The organism is Thalassiella azotivora (genome assembly GCF_054781695.1).
On record NZ_BAAGTX010000034.1, the window covers coordinates 1 to 15,739 of the forward strand.

A 15,739-nucleotide genomic window follows, 5' to 3' on the forward strand; every position below is an offset into this window, starting at 1 on the left:
TGGAACCGGCCCCAGGAGGTGCACCTGGGCCTGGCCGACCCGACCACCCCGACATTTCTAGCGACCGGAACCCTGCCAACTACTTGACGCGGGACAACGGCAACCGGGTCTCGACCACCGTGACCACCGACGGCGGCCCGACCCCGACCACCACCCGGTACTGCTACGACGCGGCGGACCGGCTGATCGCCACCGGCGTCGCCGGCGCACCGGCCGGCGCGTCACCGGTCTCCGGGACCAACCTGGCGTTGGCGACCTCTGGTTCGGCGGCGTTGGCGTACGACGACCGGGGGAACACCACCCGGCTGGCCGACCAGGTCCTGACCTACGACTCGGCCGACCGCAACCTCGGCATCACCGTCACCGAACCCGGCGGCGGCACGACCACCGTGACCTACACCAGGGACGCAACCGACCGGATCGTCTCCCGCACCCACACCCCCGCCGGAGGAGAGGCGCCGGTCACCACCCGGTACGGGCACACCGGAGACGGGGACACCTCCGACATCACCCTGACCGGTGACCTGGTCGTCCTCGAGCGGGTGTACGGGCTGCCCGGTGGGGTCACCCACACCGACAAGGCCACCGGCAACGACCTCTGGGCCTACCCCAACATCCACGGCGACATCGTCACCACCGCCAACCAGACCGGGACCCGCGAACAGGAACTCCCGTTCGCCTACGACCCGTTCGGCCAGCCCTACACCCTGAACACGAACCAGCCTGGGCACCTGGGCACCACCGCCTCTGACGACGCCACCCCCGACACCCTGTCCGGGGACATGGACAACGGCTGGCTCGGCCAGCACCAACGCCCCTACGAACACGCCAGCACGATCGCCACCGTCCAGATGGGCGCCCGCCCCTACGTCGCCGCCCTCGGCCGCTTCTTGGAGGTCGACCCCGTTGAAGGCGGGGTCGATAACGACTACACCTACGTCACCGACCCCATCAACGACCTCGACCTCGACGGTCGATGGAGTTGGAAGAGCGCTGCAAAGTGGATCGGTGTCGGCGCGGCGGTGGCCTGTGTAATCGCCTCAGCTGGGCTCTGCGCCGCCGCGAGCATCGGTGCAGCGGTGGTGAGCGGCATCTCCGCCTATAGGAGCGGCAAGCGGGGCTGGGGCTTGGCCGGCTCCGTGGCGTGGGGAGCCGCAGGAGCTAAGTTCGGGGTCGCATCACGATGGGGCGCTCTGGCCGGGCGGCATGCAAGATCTACGACGAGTTGGTTCGGAAAGAGCAGCGGGCGACGCGCAGTAGGGAGTTGGACGGCGGGCGTCCGGTCGGGCATACGGCGCTACGGTCGTTCTTGGCAGGGGAACTGGCGATTGAACCGGGGACGAGTAGTGCGGAGAACCGCCCTGCAGGCTGGACTTGGATTCGCTTCCTACAAGGGGTGGCCGTGAACAGAGTCCCTGCATGTGAGATTAGAAACATCGGTGGCCGGTCAGCATTCCGGTGTCCGTCATATTGGCCCGCACGTGCTGGACAGGCCGTCAGAGAAAATGCACACGATGGCAATGAGGATGCATGACTGGTTACTTGATGGTCCTTCTCGGATTATCTTCCCTAGGGATCGGCCTTGCGCTCGACATTCGGCGTTCACAGCAAGACAAAGGGCTTATTGGACCTTTCGGTCTTTTTCGCCCATCCTCCATGCGAGGATTCAGAAGAGGGTTACCCTTCTATGTGGCAGGGTTACTTCTCATCCTTCTCGCACCCTGAGTTCTCGCGCCGCTGAGCGAATTTTACGCCTCGAATCAGAGTGCCTATCCCGGCAGTTTCATCGTGAGGTCATCTCTCCACCCGAGGTCGCCGGAGGTGTCGGCGCTGATCATCCAGGCATGCCGTGCCAGCCATGGCAAGCCCGGATGACGTATGACAGGGCGCCGGTGGGTGGCGAACCGCCCCGGCCGGGCGACCGCCGATAACAGATCTTATGTCATTTAGTCTGCCGCAGACCGCTCCTCCGGGGCGCTACTTCATCGCGTTGAACCAGCTGCCCTCGAAGTCGCGCTTCACCGTCTCTTCCGACTCGACGGTGACCTGGGTCTGCTCCACAAGATCGAGCCGCACGCCGGCTACCTGAAGAGCGGCCATCACCTGCGGCCGAAGGAGGCCGTGCTCAGTGACGGCTACTTTCGCTTCGTCAGTCGCGGTCACGAGCCAGATCACCGGGTAGCCGTGGAATGCCAGGAACCATCGCGCGTCGATGACGCCGAGGTCTGCACCGGCGGCGACGACGGCGGGGATCGCCTGGGTGACGGCCGCCGCCGTGGCGCCGCCACGCTCGTGCCTGCTCGACCTGCTCACTGGCCCATCTTCCCGGGGCCACCGCTTCATGCCGCACTGGGCGCGCTCCCTGCCGTGCAACTGCCCGCCGTGGCGTCGTCCGATAGGCGACGATATGTCAGCTCGTGGCGCTCGGGTCTCGTGGCCAGGTCCGGGCCGCATCTTCGCCCTCTCGAAGGAGAGGGCGCGGCGCTGCGAGCCATGAGATGCCGAGACAGCGCGCCCAGCGGCCAGGCCCGTGACCCACCCCCGACGTTGACCGCGCGGTCCTGACCCATCGACGCTCCCTGGGTCACGGCGGCTCTGGACGACGACGGTCTCAGGAGGAGCTACCCCACGTCCATCTCGTCGGACGTGGGGTAGACATGCGTCCCGACCGGGCACGTGGCGCCGCCGTCTGCTCGGACCCCAGTCCGGTGAGCGCGAACGTCAGGAGCACCCGTGGGCCGTCGACAGCAGAGGGCGCGTGAGCGCAAGGCGAGAGCAGAACGCGCCGCCGCCACCACGGACACCCAGCGCGCCGACGGCGCACTGGCGAGCACCGGGCCCGCGGACGCGCCGGCCACGAACGCCGCCGTCACCCAGCCCGCGCTCCCGCGCGCGGTCGTCGTCCTCTTGGGCCTGGCCGCCGCGGTGCTCGTCGTCGCCGGGATGCGCAGCGTCGCCGACATCGTCGCCCCCACGTTCCTCGCGCTGACCCTCGTCATCACCGTCCACCCGCTGCAGCGGTGGATGGTCGCGCACCGGGTCCCGCGCTGGGTCGCCACGCTGACCGCGCTGCTGCTGCTGTGGCTGCTGCTCGTCGGGCTGATCACCTCGATCGGCGTGGCCGTGGCCCAGCTCGCGGTGACGCTGCCGCGCTACTCCCGGCAGTTCCAGGCGCTGTACACGGACGCCACCGAGCGGCTGGCGGACCTCGGGGTCGGCGGTGAGCAGATCCAGGAGCTCGCGGCGCAGGTGGACGTCGGCAGCGTCTTCGGCTTCGTCCAGGGCTTCCTCAACGGCCTGCTCGGTGCCACCTCGACGTTCGTCTTCCTGCTGACGGTGCTCGTCTTCCTCGTTATGGACTCCGCCGACGTCCCACGGCGCCTGGAGCTCGCGGGAGTGGCCCGCCCGGACGTCGTCGACGCGATGTACCGGTTCGCCCGGGGTGTGCGCAGCTACTGGCTCGTGTCCACGGTCTTCGGGCTCATCGTCGCCGTGCTCGACGTCATCGCCCTGTACTGGCTGGGCGTGCCGCTGGCCCTGCTGTGGGGCCTGCTGTCGTTCATCACCAACTACATCCCGAACATCGGGTTCGTGCTGGGGCTGGTGCCGCCGGCCCTGCTCGGCCTGCTCGAGGGCGGGGTGGGCACGATGATCGGCGTCATCGCCGCCTACAGCGCCCTCAACGTCGTCGTGCAGACGATCATCCAGCCCAAGTTCACCGGCGACGCCGTCGGCCTGACCGTCACCATGACGTTCCTGTCGTTGGTGTTCTGGGCCTGGGTGCTCGGGCCGCTCGGCGCGCTGCTGGCGTTGCCGATGACCCTCTTCGTCAAGAGCCTGCTCGTGGACGCCGACCCGCGGGCCCGCTGGCTGAACGCGCTGATCTCGTCCAACCCGCACGTCGCACCCGACGGCAGCCCGCAGCCGGTGACGCCCGCGGGACGCTAGGCGCCGGCGCCGCCCGGGTCGTCCCCGACGACCGCGGGGTGCGCGGGCCGGTCGAAGCGCACCCGGACGTCGGCTCGTGAGGCCGGCCAGGTCTCCTCGGTGTAGCGGGCCCACGCCCCGGTGGCACGAGCCAGGTCGGCGCCGTCCAACCTGCGGGCGAGGGCGGCGGGGGAGACCTCCAGGTGCACCGACAGGTCGAACGCGTCCGCGGTCTCCCAGCGCAGCAGGAACGGGCCCGACACCACCAGCACCGTCCCGGGGACGGCGTTCTGCGGCTGCTCGCGGGTCGACCGGTCGGTGACCGGGTCCCAGAACGTGCGCAGCCACCGGCCCGACCCGTCCGGGCCGAGCGGGTCCAGCACCTCCCGGCGCAGGGCCAGGTGGTCGACCCAGCGCTCGTACCCGGTGTCCGGGTCGGCGGGACCGTGCTCGAGGCGGACCGAGCGCGGCCGCAACCAGTCCGCCGTCCGCACCCGGGCGACGGGCCGCCCGAGGGACGTGACCGCTGCCGCCACGGCGTCCGCGACCAGGTCGGTGTCGGACTCGACCGCGCCGTCCACCGCCACGCGACACACCGCACCGGCGCCACCGCGTTCCGCTCGCGGGTCGGCAAGGGCGGTGGCCCGTCGAGCCAGCCGCTCCGCCAGCGCGGTGACCGACAACGGTTCGACACCCACCGCGGCGCGGTCCGCGGGCGTCAGGAGCCCAGCCGCGCCTTGACCTCGGCCAGGGACGGGTTCGTGGCGGCGGAGCCGTCCGGGAACAACACGGTCGGCACCGTCTGGTTGCCGCCGTTGACCTCCATCACGAACTGCGCGGCCTGCGGCTGCTCCTCGATGTTCACCTCGGAGTAGGCGATGCCCTCCCGGTCGAGCGCCTTCTTCAGCACCCGGCAGTAGCCGCACCACGTCGTCGAGAACATGGTGACGGTGCCGGTCGCGGGCAGCTCGGTCGCGGTGGTCATGCGGTGGTCTCCTCGGTTCGTGGGGTCGGTCGGGGCGGGCAGCACACGGCCTCGCACCCGGGTCGCACAACGGCGCCGAGCGGGCCCGCATTCCACGCCGATCCCCGCCCGGCCGATCCCCGCCCGGCTCGGCGGAGGAGCCAGCCCGCCTCAGCGCAAGAGCAGCGGCGCGACGGCGTAGCCGCCGACCGGAGGCAGGCCGCGCTCCCGCGGACGGTCCGGGTCGGGCGCGACCAGGGTGGTCGCGTCGAGGACGGCGCGGGTCAGCGCGCGCAGCTCCAACGTCGCCAGCGGCCGCCCGGGGCACACGTGCCGGCCCGTGCCCCAGACGAGGTTGTGCTCGGCGTTGCGCGGGGGGTCGAACCGGTCCGGGTCGCCGAACACCGCCGGGTCCCGGTTCGCGGCCGTCCAGCTCAGGAAGACGCGCTCGCCGGCGCCGATCCGCCGTCCGGCGACCGTCACCGGCTCGGTGGTGACGCGCCGGTTGGTGACGAACGGGTCGTCGACCCGCAGGATCTCGTCGAGCACGAGGTCGACCTCCCCGTCGGGCGGCCCCGACCGCAGGTGGTGCTGCACGTCGCGGTGGTCCGCGAGGTAGGTGAGGACCACCCCCGCGCACAGCGCCATCGACCCGAGGTCGCCGCCGGTCCAGTTCCGCAGGATCGAGGTGATCTCCTCGTCGGTCAGCGCCCGGCCGTCGACGCGGTCCCGCACGAGCTCGGTCGTCACGTCGTCCGGGGCGGCGTCCCCCGCCTCACGGCGCGCCGCGGTCAACGACCGGATGATCTCGTCGAAGCGCCGGGCCACCTGCGCCGTTCGGGCCGGGTCGGCCGACCGGGACGCCGCCTGGTTGTCCTGCACCCACCGCACGAGCACGTCGTCCAGGTCCGCGGGCCACCCCAGCCACGTCCGTTGCGCGCGGACGGCGAAACGCGAGCCCAGGTCGACCGCGTCGACCCGCCCGGGGACCCGCAACCCCGCCACCACGTCGGCGGCGACCTGCCGCATCGTCGGCTCCAGGGCGGCCATCCGCTCCGGCGTGAAGTACCGGTCCACCAGGCCGCGGAACGCCGCGTGCTCCGGACCGTCCAGCCCGTTCGGGACCTGCAGGTGCCGCGATACCGCGTTCGAGAAGCGCGCGTCGTCCCGGGCGGCCGCGGCGACCTCGGCGTGCGCGAACAGCGTGAACGCGCCGTCCGGGCCCAACGCCACCGGGCAGCGGGACCGCATCGCGTCGTACGCCGCGACCGGGTCCCGCCGGACCTCCTCACCTCGCGGGTCCCAGTCCGGCGCCTCGTCCTCGTCCGCCCGTCGGGCGTGGTCGTGCGTGTGCGCGCGCTCGGCCGTCGGGATGTGCTCGGTCACGCCGCCCATCCTCTCCCTGTCCTCCCGGCGCACGGCCCGCAGGTCACCCTGACCTGGGGACGGCACGTCGCACCCGGGGCGCACGGCTTGCGAGGATGGGCGCGATGGACCTCTTCGACGCGGCGCGCACCCCGACCGACCCGTCCGGTGCCCCGACCGGCCCCGGCGGCGACGGCACGCCGCCGCCGGACGAGCGACCCGCCCGGCGCGGGCCCGTCGACGCCGACGCGGTGCTCCAGGGCCTGGACCCCGAGCAGCGGCAGGTCGCGACGACCCTGCACGGGCCGGTCTGCGTCCTCGCCGGCGCCGGCACCGGCAAGACCCGGGCCATCACCCACCGCATCGCCTACGGCGCGCACGCGGGCGTCTACACGCCGTCCCAGGTCCTCGCCGTGACGTTCACCGCCCGCGCCGCCGCGGAGATGCGCACCCGGCTGCGCGACCTCGGCGTCCCCGGCGTCCAGGCCCGCACCTTCCACTCCGCCGCGCTGCGCCAGCTCCAGTACTTCTGGCCGCAGGCCGTCGGCGGCGCGCCGCCGTCCATCGTCGAGCACAAGGCGCAGCTCGTCGCCGCGGCGGCGTCCCGGCTGCGGCTGCAGGTCGACCGCGCCGCCGTGCGCGACCTGTCCGGCGAGGTCGAGTGGGCGAAGGTCTCCCTGCTCACCCCCGACACCTACGTCGACGGCGCCCGCCGGGCCGGCCGCCCCGCACCGGCGAACCTGGACGCGGCCACGACGGCCCGGCTGCTCGCCACCTACGAGGACGTCAAGACCGAGCGCGGCGTCATCGACTTCGAGGACGTGCTGCTGCTGACCGCCGGGATCCTCGAGGAGCGCCCGGACGTCGCCGAGACCGTCCGCCGCCAGTACCGCCACCTCGTCGTCGACGAGTACCAGGACGTCTCCGGCCTGCAGCAGCGGCTGCTCGACCTGTGGCTGGGGGAGCGCAGCGACGTGTGCGTCGTCGGGGACGCCAGCCAGACCATCTACTCCTTCGCCGGGGCCAGCCCCAGCCACCTGCTCGAGTTCGCCCGCCGCTACCCCGACGCGACCGTGGTCCGCCTCGTGCGCGACTACCGGTCCACCCCGCAGGTCGTCGGGCTCGCCAACGGCCTGCTCGACCGGGCCCCCGCCGCAGCCACCCGCGCCCGGGTCCAGCTCGTCGCCCAGCGTCCCGCCGGCCCCGAGCCCCGGTACACCGAGTACCCCGACGACCTCGCCGAGGCCGCCGGCGTCGCCGCCGCCGTCAAGGACCTCGTCCGCTCCGGCGTCCCCGCGTCCCAGGTCGCGGTCCTGTACCGGACGAACGGCCAGTCCGAGCCGCTGGAGCAGGCCCTCGCCGACGCCGGGGTCGGGTACCTCGTCCGCGGCGGCGAGCGGTTCTTCGCCCGCAAGGAGGTGCGGGACGCGATCGTCCTGCTCCGGGGCGCGGCCCGCGCCGACGACGGCACCAGCGCCCTCGGCGACGCGACCCGGGACGTGCTCGCCGGCGGCGGGTGGACGCCCGAGCCGCCGTCCGGCACCGGGGCGGTGCGCGAGCGGTGGGAGTCCCTGCAGGCGCTCGCAGCGCTCGCCGACCAGCTCGCGGCCACCCGCCCCGGGGCGCGGCTGCCCGACCTCGTCGCCGAGCTCGACGAGCGGGCGCAGGCCCAGCACGCCCCGACGGTGGACGGCGTCACCCTCGCCTCGCTGCACGCCGCCAAGGGGCTGGAGTGGGACGCCGTGTTTCTCGTCGGGCTGTCCGAGGGTCTGGTCCCGATCTCCTTCGCCACGACCCCGGAGGCGGTGGAGGAGGAGCGGCGGCTGCTGTACGTCGGGGTGACCCGCGCCCGGACGCACCTGCACCTGTCCTGGACGCTGTCCCGGAGCCCGGGCGGCCGGGGGACGCGCAAGCCGTCCCGGTTCCTCGACGGGCTGCGGCCCGGAGCTCCCGAGTCCGGTGGCACGGCGCCGCGCGCGCGCTCCGGCAAACGGGCCAAGGCGTCGCTGCCGCGGACCTGCCGCGTCTGCGCCGCGGTGCTGTCGACCGGGGCCGAGCGCAAGGTCGGCCGGTGCTCGACGTGCCCGCCGACGTACGACGAGCACGTCTTCGAGGCGCTCCGGGAGTGGCGGTCCCGCACCGCCGCGGAGGCCAAGGTGCCGGCGTACGTGGTGTTCACCGACGCGACCCTCGTCGCCGTCGCGGAGACCCGGCCGGGCGACGTCGCGTCCCTCGCCCGCATCCCGGGCGTCGGCCCCACCAAGCTCGACCGGTACGGCGAGGACGTCCTGGCGGTGCTCTCCGAGGCGTCCGCCGGGGTGCACGGATCGGGCGTCCCGGCGCCCGTCGACGCGGTTGAGTGAGCCGTTCACCGGACTTTTCCGCGAAGTCCCCGTAAATACGTTGTGCGGCCCGTCCGGACGCCTCTAGCCTTGTCGACGTTCCCGACCGGCTCGGGCTCGCGTCCGCGTGAGCGCCGAGGACCCAGAGAGGAGGTGGCAGTGATGGAGAAGTACACGACCGCGATGTCCGCGAGCACCAGCGTGCTGCGTGGCGTCGACGCGCGTCGGCCCGTCACCCGTGCCACCTCCGTCGCCGCCGCGCTCGTCGCGCGCCGTCACGAGGTGCGTGCTCACGCGGGCACCGCGTTCCGTCCCTGGGGAGAGGTCTGCCCGGAGAACGCCGTTCTCGGCGGCTTCGTGCGCATCGACGGCGACGTCTTCCCGATCCCGGGTACCACTGTCTCTTCGGGTCCCCCGGTGTAGGTCCAGAACCTCACCGGCACCCAGAGGCCGCGGAACCCGACACCGGGATCCGCGGCCTTTCTGCATCTGCGGCCGCTCCCGGACCACCTCAACCGACAGCTCCAGCCCGACCAGCCGAGGAACAGCCCCGATGAGCTCCCTGGCCACCGCCAGTCAGAACCGTCAGCCGACCCAGCCGACCGCCCCGCACGACCAGCCGTCACACCAGCCGACCGACCACTCACAAGGAGGTGCCCTCATGCAGCTCACGGCCCTGCTCGACCGGCTCGCCGACGCCGACGACCGGGACACCGTCACCACGCCCAGCGCGGGCGACGTGCCCTGCCGGGTCAACGACCCGGAGCTCTGGTTCGCCGAGTCCCCGGCCGACGTCGAGTTCGCCAAGGCCCTGTGCCAGACCTGCCCGGCCCTCGAGCTGTGCCTCGACGGCGCCAAGCAGCGGCGTGAGCCGTGGGGTGTGTGGGGCGGCCAGCTCTTCGTCTCCGGCGTCGTCGTGCCGCGCAAGCGGCCGCGGGGCCGGCCGCGGAAGAACCCGGTCGCGGCGTGACCACCTCCCCGGCCGGCCCGGCGACCTCAGGAACCACCGACCACCCATGACCACACCGATCTTCACCCTCAGGAGCACCGAGATGAATCTGCTGCAGGAACAGCTGTCCCGCGCCCAGTGTCGCCAGGACCGTGAGGCCGCCGACACCGCCCGCGTCGTCCGCGCGCTGCGCATGCAGAAGCGCGCGAACCGCCTCAGCCGCAAGGCGCACAAGGCGTCCCAGCGCGCCGCGCTGCGGGCCGCCGTCCTGTCCGCCTGACGGACGCGACGGACGGCCCCGACGACGCGACCGGCCCCCCTCGGGGGCCGCGGCCTTCGACGGAGCCCCCCACCCGCCCGGGTGAGGGGCTCCGTCACGTCCGGGGCCGTAGGCTCGCGGCCGTGCAGGACGGCGACCAGACCCGTGCCCGTGACGCCGCCGTCGCGGCGCTGACCGCCCCCGACCTGGCCCGCGTGGTCGACCTGGTGGCCTACCCCGAAGGCCCGCGGGGCGCGCCGACGTCCGTCGTTGTCGCGAACGCCCGCGGGGTGGTGCGGCTGCACCCCGACGAGCGCCACGAGGTGCTGCACGGGGAGGACCCGGTCGCGCGCACCGACCCGATGGCCTTCCTGCCGTACGAGGAGGAGCTGGCCGACCCCAGCCCCGACAACGAGCGCAACGCCTACCCGGAGCCCGCCCGCCGGCTGCTGGGCGTCTTCGGCGACGCCGACCGCAGCCCCGACGTGGTCGTCGTCCACCACCCCGGGCACTTCTTCCCCGACGAGGGCGGGCACGTCGGGGAGCACGGCTCGCTCGACGTCATCCAGTCGCGGGCGCCGCTGCTGGTCAGCGGGGCCGGGGTCAGCGCCCGTGGCGTGCTCGACCTGCACGCGCGCCTCGTGGACGTCGGCCCGACGATGGCGGTGGCGGCCGGCGTCCCCGAGGACGACCTGGCCGACGGTCACGGCCGCGCGCTGGACGGGGTCGCTCGCACCGACCTGGTCACCTCCGGCTGCGGCCGGGTCGTCGGGCTGCTGTGGGACGGCGCGCACTGCGGGGAGCTGCTCGCCATGACGGCGGCCGGGGAGCTGCCCGCCGTCGCGCGGCTGCTGGAGCGAGGGGCGGCGCTGCGCGGGGGCGCCGTCGCGGAGTTCCCCAGCCTCACCCTGGTGAACCACACCTCGATCCTCACCGGCGTCGGCCCGGGCCGGCACGGGGTGATGGGCAACGTGTTCTACGACCGGGCCACCGGCGAGCGGGTCGTGCCGAACGACGCGACCACCTGGCACCGCAGCGGCGAGTGGCTGCGCGACGGCGTCCGGACCGTGTTCGCGGCGGTCGGCGCCCACCGGCACGACCTGCCCGTGCCCACGGCCAGCGTCAACGAGGCGATCGACGCCGGTGCGGCGTTCTCGACCATGGGGCTGATCCGGGCCCAGCAGACGGGGGACGGCGCGGCGGGGCTGGGCGACCTGCTGCCCGACCCCGCGTCCTCGCCGCACCTGGGGTGCGCCGACCACCTGGCCGACGGCTACTTCGCGTGGGGCACCCAGGTGGACGACGTCGGGCTCGCCCAGGTCCTCGAGCTGTGGTCCGACCCCGCGCAGGCACCGGCGCTGACGTGGTGGGCCACCGTGGTCACCGACGCCGGCCACCACGGTGGGGGGCCGCGGTCGGCGATGGCGCGCGGCGCGTTCCGGGACGCCGACCGGCGGCTCGGCGTCTTCCTCGACCACCTCGCCGCGACGGGGGTGCTCGACGAGGTGACGTTCGTCCTCACCGCCGACCACGGGTTCGAGGGCAGCGACCCGGACCGCACCGGGTCGTGGGCGCCAGCCCTGCACGCCGCGCTCGACCCGCTCGGGGTGCCGTGGCGGGACGAGGGCCCCGGTCTGCTCTATCTCGGGGAGGGCGTCCGGCACGCCGCCAGCGACCCGGTGGACACCGAGGCGGAAACGGCCCCGCGCGGTCCGGCCGCTGGCTAGGGTCGCACCGTGCAGGAGTCCGAGGGGCCGCCGCGGCGACCCGACGACACCCAGCGGGTGCACTGCCACCGCTGCGGCACCCGCGCACCGTCCGAGCCGCCGCCGCTGGGCTGGTCCGGCGGGACGGAGCGGGGCCGGCCCGTCTGGGTCTGCGAACGCTGCACCAGGGACAACCTGCGCAGCATCGAGGGCAAGCTCTCACCCGACTGGTGGTGAGGGAACCGGTGCCACCGTCCGGTCGTCGGACGGCACGCACCACGGCACGACCTGACCGCGGGCAGTCCGCGGCCGAGACACGAGGGGAACCATGCGCAGCCAGCTGTTCGACCAGGCCCACCAGGAGAAGCAGGGTCAGCCGGGGTGGGTGATGCAGAGCGGCAAGATGCTCAAGGTCACCCTGGGCCCCGACGTCCTCGCCGCGAAGGGCGCCATGGTCGCGTACCAGGGGCAGGTGAAGTTCACCCACGAGGGCGCGGGCAGCGTCCAGAAGCTGATGAAGAAGATGCTGACGAGCGAGGACACGCCGCTGATGCGCGCGTCCGGGCAGGGCGAGGTGTTCTTCGCGCGCCTCGCGGAGGACATCTTCACGATCCAGCTCGAGGGCGACGGCATCAGCGTCGACGGCAAGAACCTGCTCGCGTTCGACGCCAGCCTGCACTGGGACATCAAGCGCGTGCAGGGCGCCGGGATGATGTCCGGTGGCCTGTTCAACGTCGAGATCGGCGGCCAGGGGCAGGTCGCGCTGACCTCCGACGGCCCGCCGATGCTGCTGGACTGCTCCCAGCAGCCGACCTACGTCGACATCCAGGCCGCGGTGGCCTGGTCGGCGAACCTCCAGCCGCAGGTCGTCAGCAGCATGAACATGAAGTCGATGCTGCGCGGTGGATCCGGTGAGGCGTTCCAGTACGCCTTCCACGGCCCCGGCTTCGTCGTCGTGCAGCCGAGCGAGGGCCTGCCGGCGACGGCCGCCGGCCAGCAGCAGAAGAGCGGCGGCGGCCTGATGGGCGAGCTGTTCAGCTGACGCCGACGGCGGGCGCCGGGCCCGCGGTACCTGCCCGCGGTCAGTCGACCGTGGGCAGGTACCGCGGCGCCCGGCGCACCTGCGTCTGCTGCTCGAACGAGTACGCCAGGGACAGGACCGTGGCGTCCTGCCACCGGCCGGCCATGAACGACATGCCGACCGGGAGCTTCCCGACGTAGCCGGCGGGGACCGTGACGTTCGGGTACCCGGCGACCGCAGCGGGCGAGGAGCTGCCGAAGAGGAAGTCGTCCCCGTCCTCCAGGTCCGTCTCCCAGGCCGGCGAGTTCGTCGGCGCCATGATCGCGTCGAGGTCGTGGGCGGCCATCGTCTCGTCGATGGACGCGCGTGCCGCGGTGCGGGCGCGCTCGCGGGCCGCCTGGATCTCCGGGGAGTCCGCGTCCGGCGCGGCCAGCGCCTCCTCGAAGAGCTCCTGGCCGAAGTACCGCAGCTCGACCGGGTCCTGCCGGTTGAACTCGATCAGCCCGGCGAGCGTGCGCGGGTGCCGGCCCGGGGTGGACTGCAGGTACGCCTCCACGTCGCGCTGGAACTCCGCGACCAGCGCGGTGAACGAGTCGTTGCCGACCACGTCCTGGTAGGGCAGCCGCACGTCGACGGGGGTCGCCCCCGCGTCGCGCAGGGCCTGCACCGCCTGCTCGGTCACCGCGTCCGTCTCGGGGGACCCGGTGTCGAGCCGCCACACGCCGATGCGCGCCCCCTCGAGGGACCCGGCGTCCAGCAGCGCGGCGTAGTCGGTGGGGGTGCCGCCCGGCACGTCCCGGGTCGCCGGGTCCGCCGGGTCGACCCAGTCGGCACCGGTCGGCCCGCCCTGCAGCACCGCCAGGGTGATGGCGGCGTCGACGACGTGCCGGGCCATCGGGCCGGCGGTGTCCTGCTCGGCCGAGATGGGCACGATGCCGTCGCGGCTGACCAGCCCGAGGGTCGGCTTGTGCCCGACGATCCCGGTCGCCCCGGCGGGGCAGACGATCGACCCGTTCGTCTCCGTGCCGACGGAGACCTGCGCCAGCGAGGCCGCCACGGCTGCCGCGGAGCCGGACGACGACCCGCACGGGTTGCGGTCGAGCACGTACGGGTTGCTGGTCTGGCCGCCGACGGCGCTCCACCCGCTCGAGGACCCGTACCCGCGGAAGTTCGCCCACTCCGACAGGTTGGCCTTGCCGAGCACCACGGCCCCGGCGGCTTGCAGCCGGTCGACGATCGTGGCGTCGTCCGGACGGGACCGCAGCAGCGCCCGCGAACCGGCGGTGGCGCCCTGGGCGCGGGTGTCGATGTTGTCCTTCAGCAGCACCGGCACGCCCTCCAGCGGGCTGCGCGGGCCGTGCCGGTGCCGGTGCAGGTCGCTGCGGACGGCGTCCAGCAGCGCCCGCCGGTTCACCTCGAGGACGGCGTCCACCTGCGGGTCCACGGTCAGCACCCGGTACAGGTACGCGGCGGTCAGCCGCGTGGACGTCAGCCGACCGGCCTCCATCTCCCGCTGCAGGTCGGGGATGGTCGCCGCGTCCAGGGCGGCACCGTCCCACCGGCCGGCGTCGTGCCAGCCGCCGGCGGCGTCGCCGCCGCGGACGGAGGCGGACGCCTCCGCGGGCACGCCCCGCAGGTCGGGTGCGGTCGGCGCGGCGCCCGCACCCGGCGCGGTGAGCGTCAGCGCCGTCGCCGCGGCGAGGGGGACGAGCAGGCCAGGCAGCAGGCGGCGGGACGCCGCGGGGCGCTTCGACATGGTTCCTCCCGGTGTGTCCGGGGTCACGCTAGGGCGCGAGGCACGGTTCCGGAAGGGGCGAGCCCGCTCGACGCGAGCGCGTGGACGTCGGGTGCCGGCACCTCGCGTACCCTCGGACGACGTGGCTGCCGTCGACTTCCCCGCCGAGATCCGCGCCCTGCGCCAGACCCTCGCCTCGATCACCGAGGTCAGCGACCTGGACGCGCTGCGCGCGCAGATCGCCGAGCTCTCCGAGCAGGCGGCCGCACCGGACCTGTGGGACGACCCGGAGGCCGCCCAGCAGGTGACCAGCCGGCTCTCGCACGCCCAGGCCGAGCTCGAGCGGATCGAGCGGATGGGCGACCGGATCGACGACCTCGAGGTGCTCGTCGAGCTGGGGGAGGAGTCCGGTGACGCCGCGGAGTCCGCGGCCACCCGCGAGGAGGCCGAGCGCGAGCTGGTCGCCGTCCGCAAGCAGCTGGGCGAGCTGGAGGTGCGCACACTGCTGTCCGGGGAGTACGACCCGCGCGAGGCGCTCATCACGATCCGCGCCGAGGCAGGCGGCGTCGACGCCGCGGACTTCGCCGAGATGCTGCTGCGGATGTACCTGCGCTGGTCCGAGCGCCACGGCTACAAGGCCGAGGTGATGGACACCTCCTACGCCGAGGAGGCCGGCATCAAGTCGGCCACGGTCGCCATCCACGCGCCCTACGCCTACGGGACGCTGTCGGTCGAGCAGGGCACCCACCGGCTGGTGCGGATCTCCCCGTTCGACAACCAGGGACGCCGGCAGACCTCCTTCGCCGGGGTCGAGATCCTGCCCGTGGTGGAGGAGACCGACCACATCGAGATCCCGGAGAACGACCTGCGGGTCGACGTCTTCCGCTCCTCCGGCCCGGGCGGGCAGTCGGTCAACACCACCGACTCCGCGGTCCGCCTCACGCACGTGCCGACCGGGATCGTGGTCTCCTGCCAGAACGAGAAGTCCCAGCTGCAGAACAAGGCCGCGGCGCTGCGGGTGCTGCAGGCCAAGCTGCTGGAGCGGGCGCGGCAGGAGCGGCAGGCCGAGCTCGACGCGCTCAAGGGCGCGGACGCCGGCTCCTGGGGCAACCAGATGCGCTCCTACGTGCTGCACCCGTACCAGATGGTCAAGGACCTGCGGACCGAGCACGAGGTCGGCAACACCAGCGCCGTCTTCGACGGGGAGATCGACGACTTCCTCGAGTCGGGCATCCGCTGGCGCCGTCAGCAGGACCGCGCCGACGCCTGACGGGCCCACCGACCGCACGGCGGTCGTGTCGCCGGCCCGCGCGTGCACCCGGTCGGGCGACGTCGTCCCGACACGCTCGTCACACAGGTCACCCTGTTCACAGGAAGTGACCGTAGACTCGCGCCTGGTCAGGTGCTGTGCGTCCCGCGTGCGTGGCGTCCGAGCAGGCCCGCGCCGTCCCGGCGCGGGTCCGGAGGACGC

General features: G+C 73.4%; 15 protein-coding genes. 10 read left to right on the forward strand and 5 right to left on the reverse strand.

Annotated elements, in window-relative coordinates:
* The first annotated feature begins 119 nt into the window (after window positions 1-119).
* The gene (locus tag ACYVQV_RS17900; protein WP_461024679.1) at window positions 120-1,406 is read left to right on the forward strand and encodes an RHS repeat-associated core domain-containing protein; all 1,287 of its coding nucleotides are present in this window, start codon (window positions 120-122) and stop codon (window positions 1,404-1,406) included.
* A 571-nt stretch (window positions 1,407-1,977) separates the two neighbouring features.
* On the opposite strand, the gene ACYVQV_RS17905 is transcribed toward ACYVQV_RS17900, so the two are convergent.
* Window positions 1,978-2,313, reverse strand: coding sequence for a hypothetical protein (locus ACYVQV_RS17905; RefSeq protein ID WP_461024680.1), 336 nt, complete (start codon window positions 2,311-2,313; stop codon window positions 1,978-1,980).
* 420 nt (window positions 2,314-2,733) lie between these two features.
* Between ACYVQV_RS17905 and ACYVQV_RS17910 the strand changes: the two genes are divergently transcribed.
* Entirely contained in the window at window positions 2,734-3,948 is a 1,215-nt protein-coding gene (locus ACYVQV_RS17910; RefSeq protein ID WP_461024681.1) for an AI-2E family transporter, read from the forward strand.
* Here the strand turns inward: ACYVQV_RS17910 and ACYVQV_RS17915 are convergent.
* The 3 genes from ACYVQV_RS17915 to ACYVQV_RS17925 form a co-directional block, all read right to left on the reverse strand.
* Window positions 3,945-4,514: a nucleoside/nucleotide kinase family protein gene (locus ACYVQV_RS17915; protein WP_461024682.1), complete on the reverse strand. Its 570-nt coding sequence runs from the start codon at window positions 4,512-4,514 to the stop codon at window positions 3,945-3,947. The genes ACYVQV_RS17910 and ACYVQV_RS17915 overlap by 4 nt on opposite strands.
* A 131-nt stretch (window positions 4,515-4,645) precedes the next feature.
* A complete protein-coding gene (locus ACYVQV_RS17920) occupies window positions 4,646-4,912 on the reverse strand; it encodes a mycoredoxin (protein WP_461024683.1) in 267 nt (88 codons plus the stop codon).
* Between the two features lie 150 nt (window positions 4,913-5,062).
* On the reverse strand, window positions 5,063-6,277 hold the full coding sequence (locus ACYVQV_RS17925; RefSeq protein ID WP_461024684.1) for a cytochrome P450: 1,215 nt from the start codon (window positions 6,275-6,277) through the stop codon (window positions 5,063-5,065).
* Window positions 6,278-6,381: 104 nt separating this feature from the next.
* On the opposite strand from ACYVQV_RS17925, the gene ACYVQV_RS17930 reads away from it, so the two are divergent.
* From ACYVQV_RS17930 to ACYVQV_RS17960, 7 genes are all read left to right on the forward strand, one after another.
* The gene (locus ACYVQV_RS17930; protein ID WP_461024685.1) at window positions 6,382-8,619 is read left to right on the forward strand and encodes an ATP-dependent DNA helicase UvrD2; all 2,238 of its coding nucleotides are present in this window, start codon (window positions 6,382-6,384) and stop codon (window positions 8,617-8,619) included.
* Between the two features lie 141 nt (window positions 8,620-8,760).
* Window positions 8,761-9,021 (forward strand): hypothetical protein, encoded by a 261-nt coding sequence (locus ACYVQV_RS17935; RefSeq protein WP_461024686.1) that lies wholly within the window; start codon window positions 8,761-8,763, stop codon window positions 9,019-9,021.
* A 130-nt stretch (window positions 9,022-9,151) separates the two neighbouring features.
* Window positions 9,152-9,568, forward strand: a complete 417-nt coding sequence (locus tag ACYVQV_RS17940) for a WhiB family transcriptional regulator (protein ID WP_461024687.1) — start codon at window positions 9,152-9,154, stop codon at window positions 9,566-9,568.
* 46 nt (window positions 9,569-9,614) lie between these two features.
* Window positions 9,615-9,827, forward strand: coding sequence for a hypothetical protein (locus tag ACYVQV_RS17945; RefSeq protein WP_461024688.1), 213 nt, complete (start codon window positions 9,615-9,617; stop codon window positions 9,825-9,827).
* Between the two features lie 122 nt (window positions 9,828-9,949).
* A complete protein-coding gene (locus ACYVQV_RS17950) occupies window positions 9,950-11,533 on the forward strand; it encodes an alkaline phosphatase family protein (RefSeq protein ID WP_461024689.1) in 1,584 nt (527 codons plus the stop codon).
* A gap of 9 nt (window positions 11,534-11,542) precedes the next feature.
* The gene (locus ACYVQV_RS17955; RefSeq protein ID WP_461024690.1) at window positions 11,543-11,749 is read left to right on the forward strand and encodes a hypothetical protein; all 207 of its coding nucleotides are present in this window, start codon (window positions 11,543-11,545) and stop codon (window positions 11,747-11,749) included.
* A gap of 91 nt (window positions 11,750-11,840) precedes the next feature.
* The gene (locus ACYVQV_RS17960; protein WP_461024691.1) at window positions 11,841-12,554 is read left to right on the forward strand and encodes an AIM24 family protein; all 714 of its coding nucleotides are present in this window, start codon (window positions 11,841-11,843) and stop codon (window positions 12,552-12,554) included.
* A 40-nt stretch (window positions 12,555-12,594) separates the two neighbouring features.
* Here ACYVQV_RS17960 and ACYVQV_RS17965 read toward each other — a convergent pair whose 3' ends face one another.
* Entirely contained in the window at window positions 12,595-14,289 is a 1,695-nt protein-coding gene (locus tag ACYVQV_RS17965; protein ID WP_461024692.1) for an amidase, read from the reverse strand.
* A gap of 121 nt (window positions 14,290-14,410) precedes the next feature.
* Between ACYVQV_RS17965 and prfB the strand changes: the two genes are divergently transcribed.
* Window positions 14,411-15,538, forward strand: a complete 1,128-nt coding sequence (prfB, locus tag ACYVQV_RS17970; protein WP_461024693.1) for a peptide chain release factor 2 — start codon at window positions 14,411-14,413, stop codon at window positions 15,536-15,538.
* Window positions 15,539-15,739 lie beyond the last annotated feature (201 nt).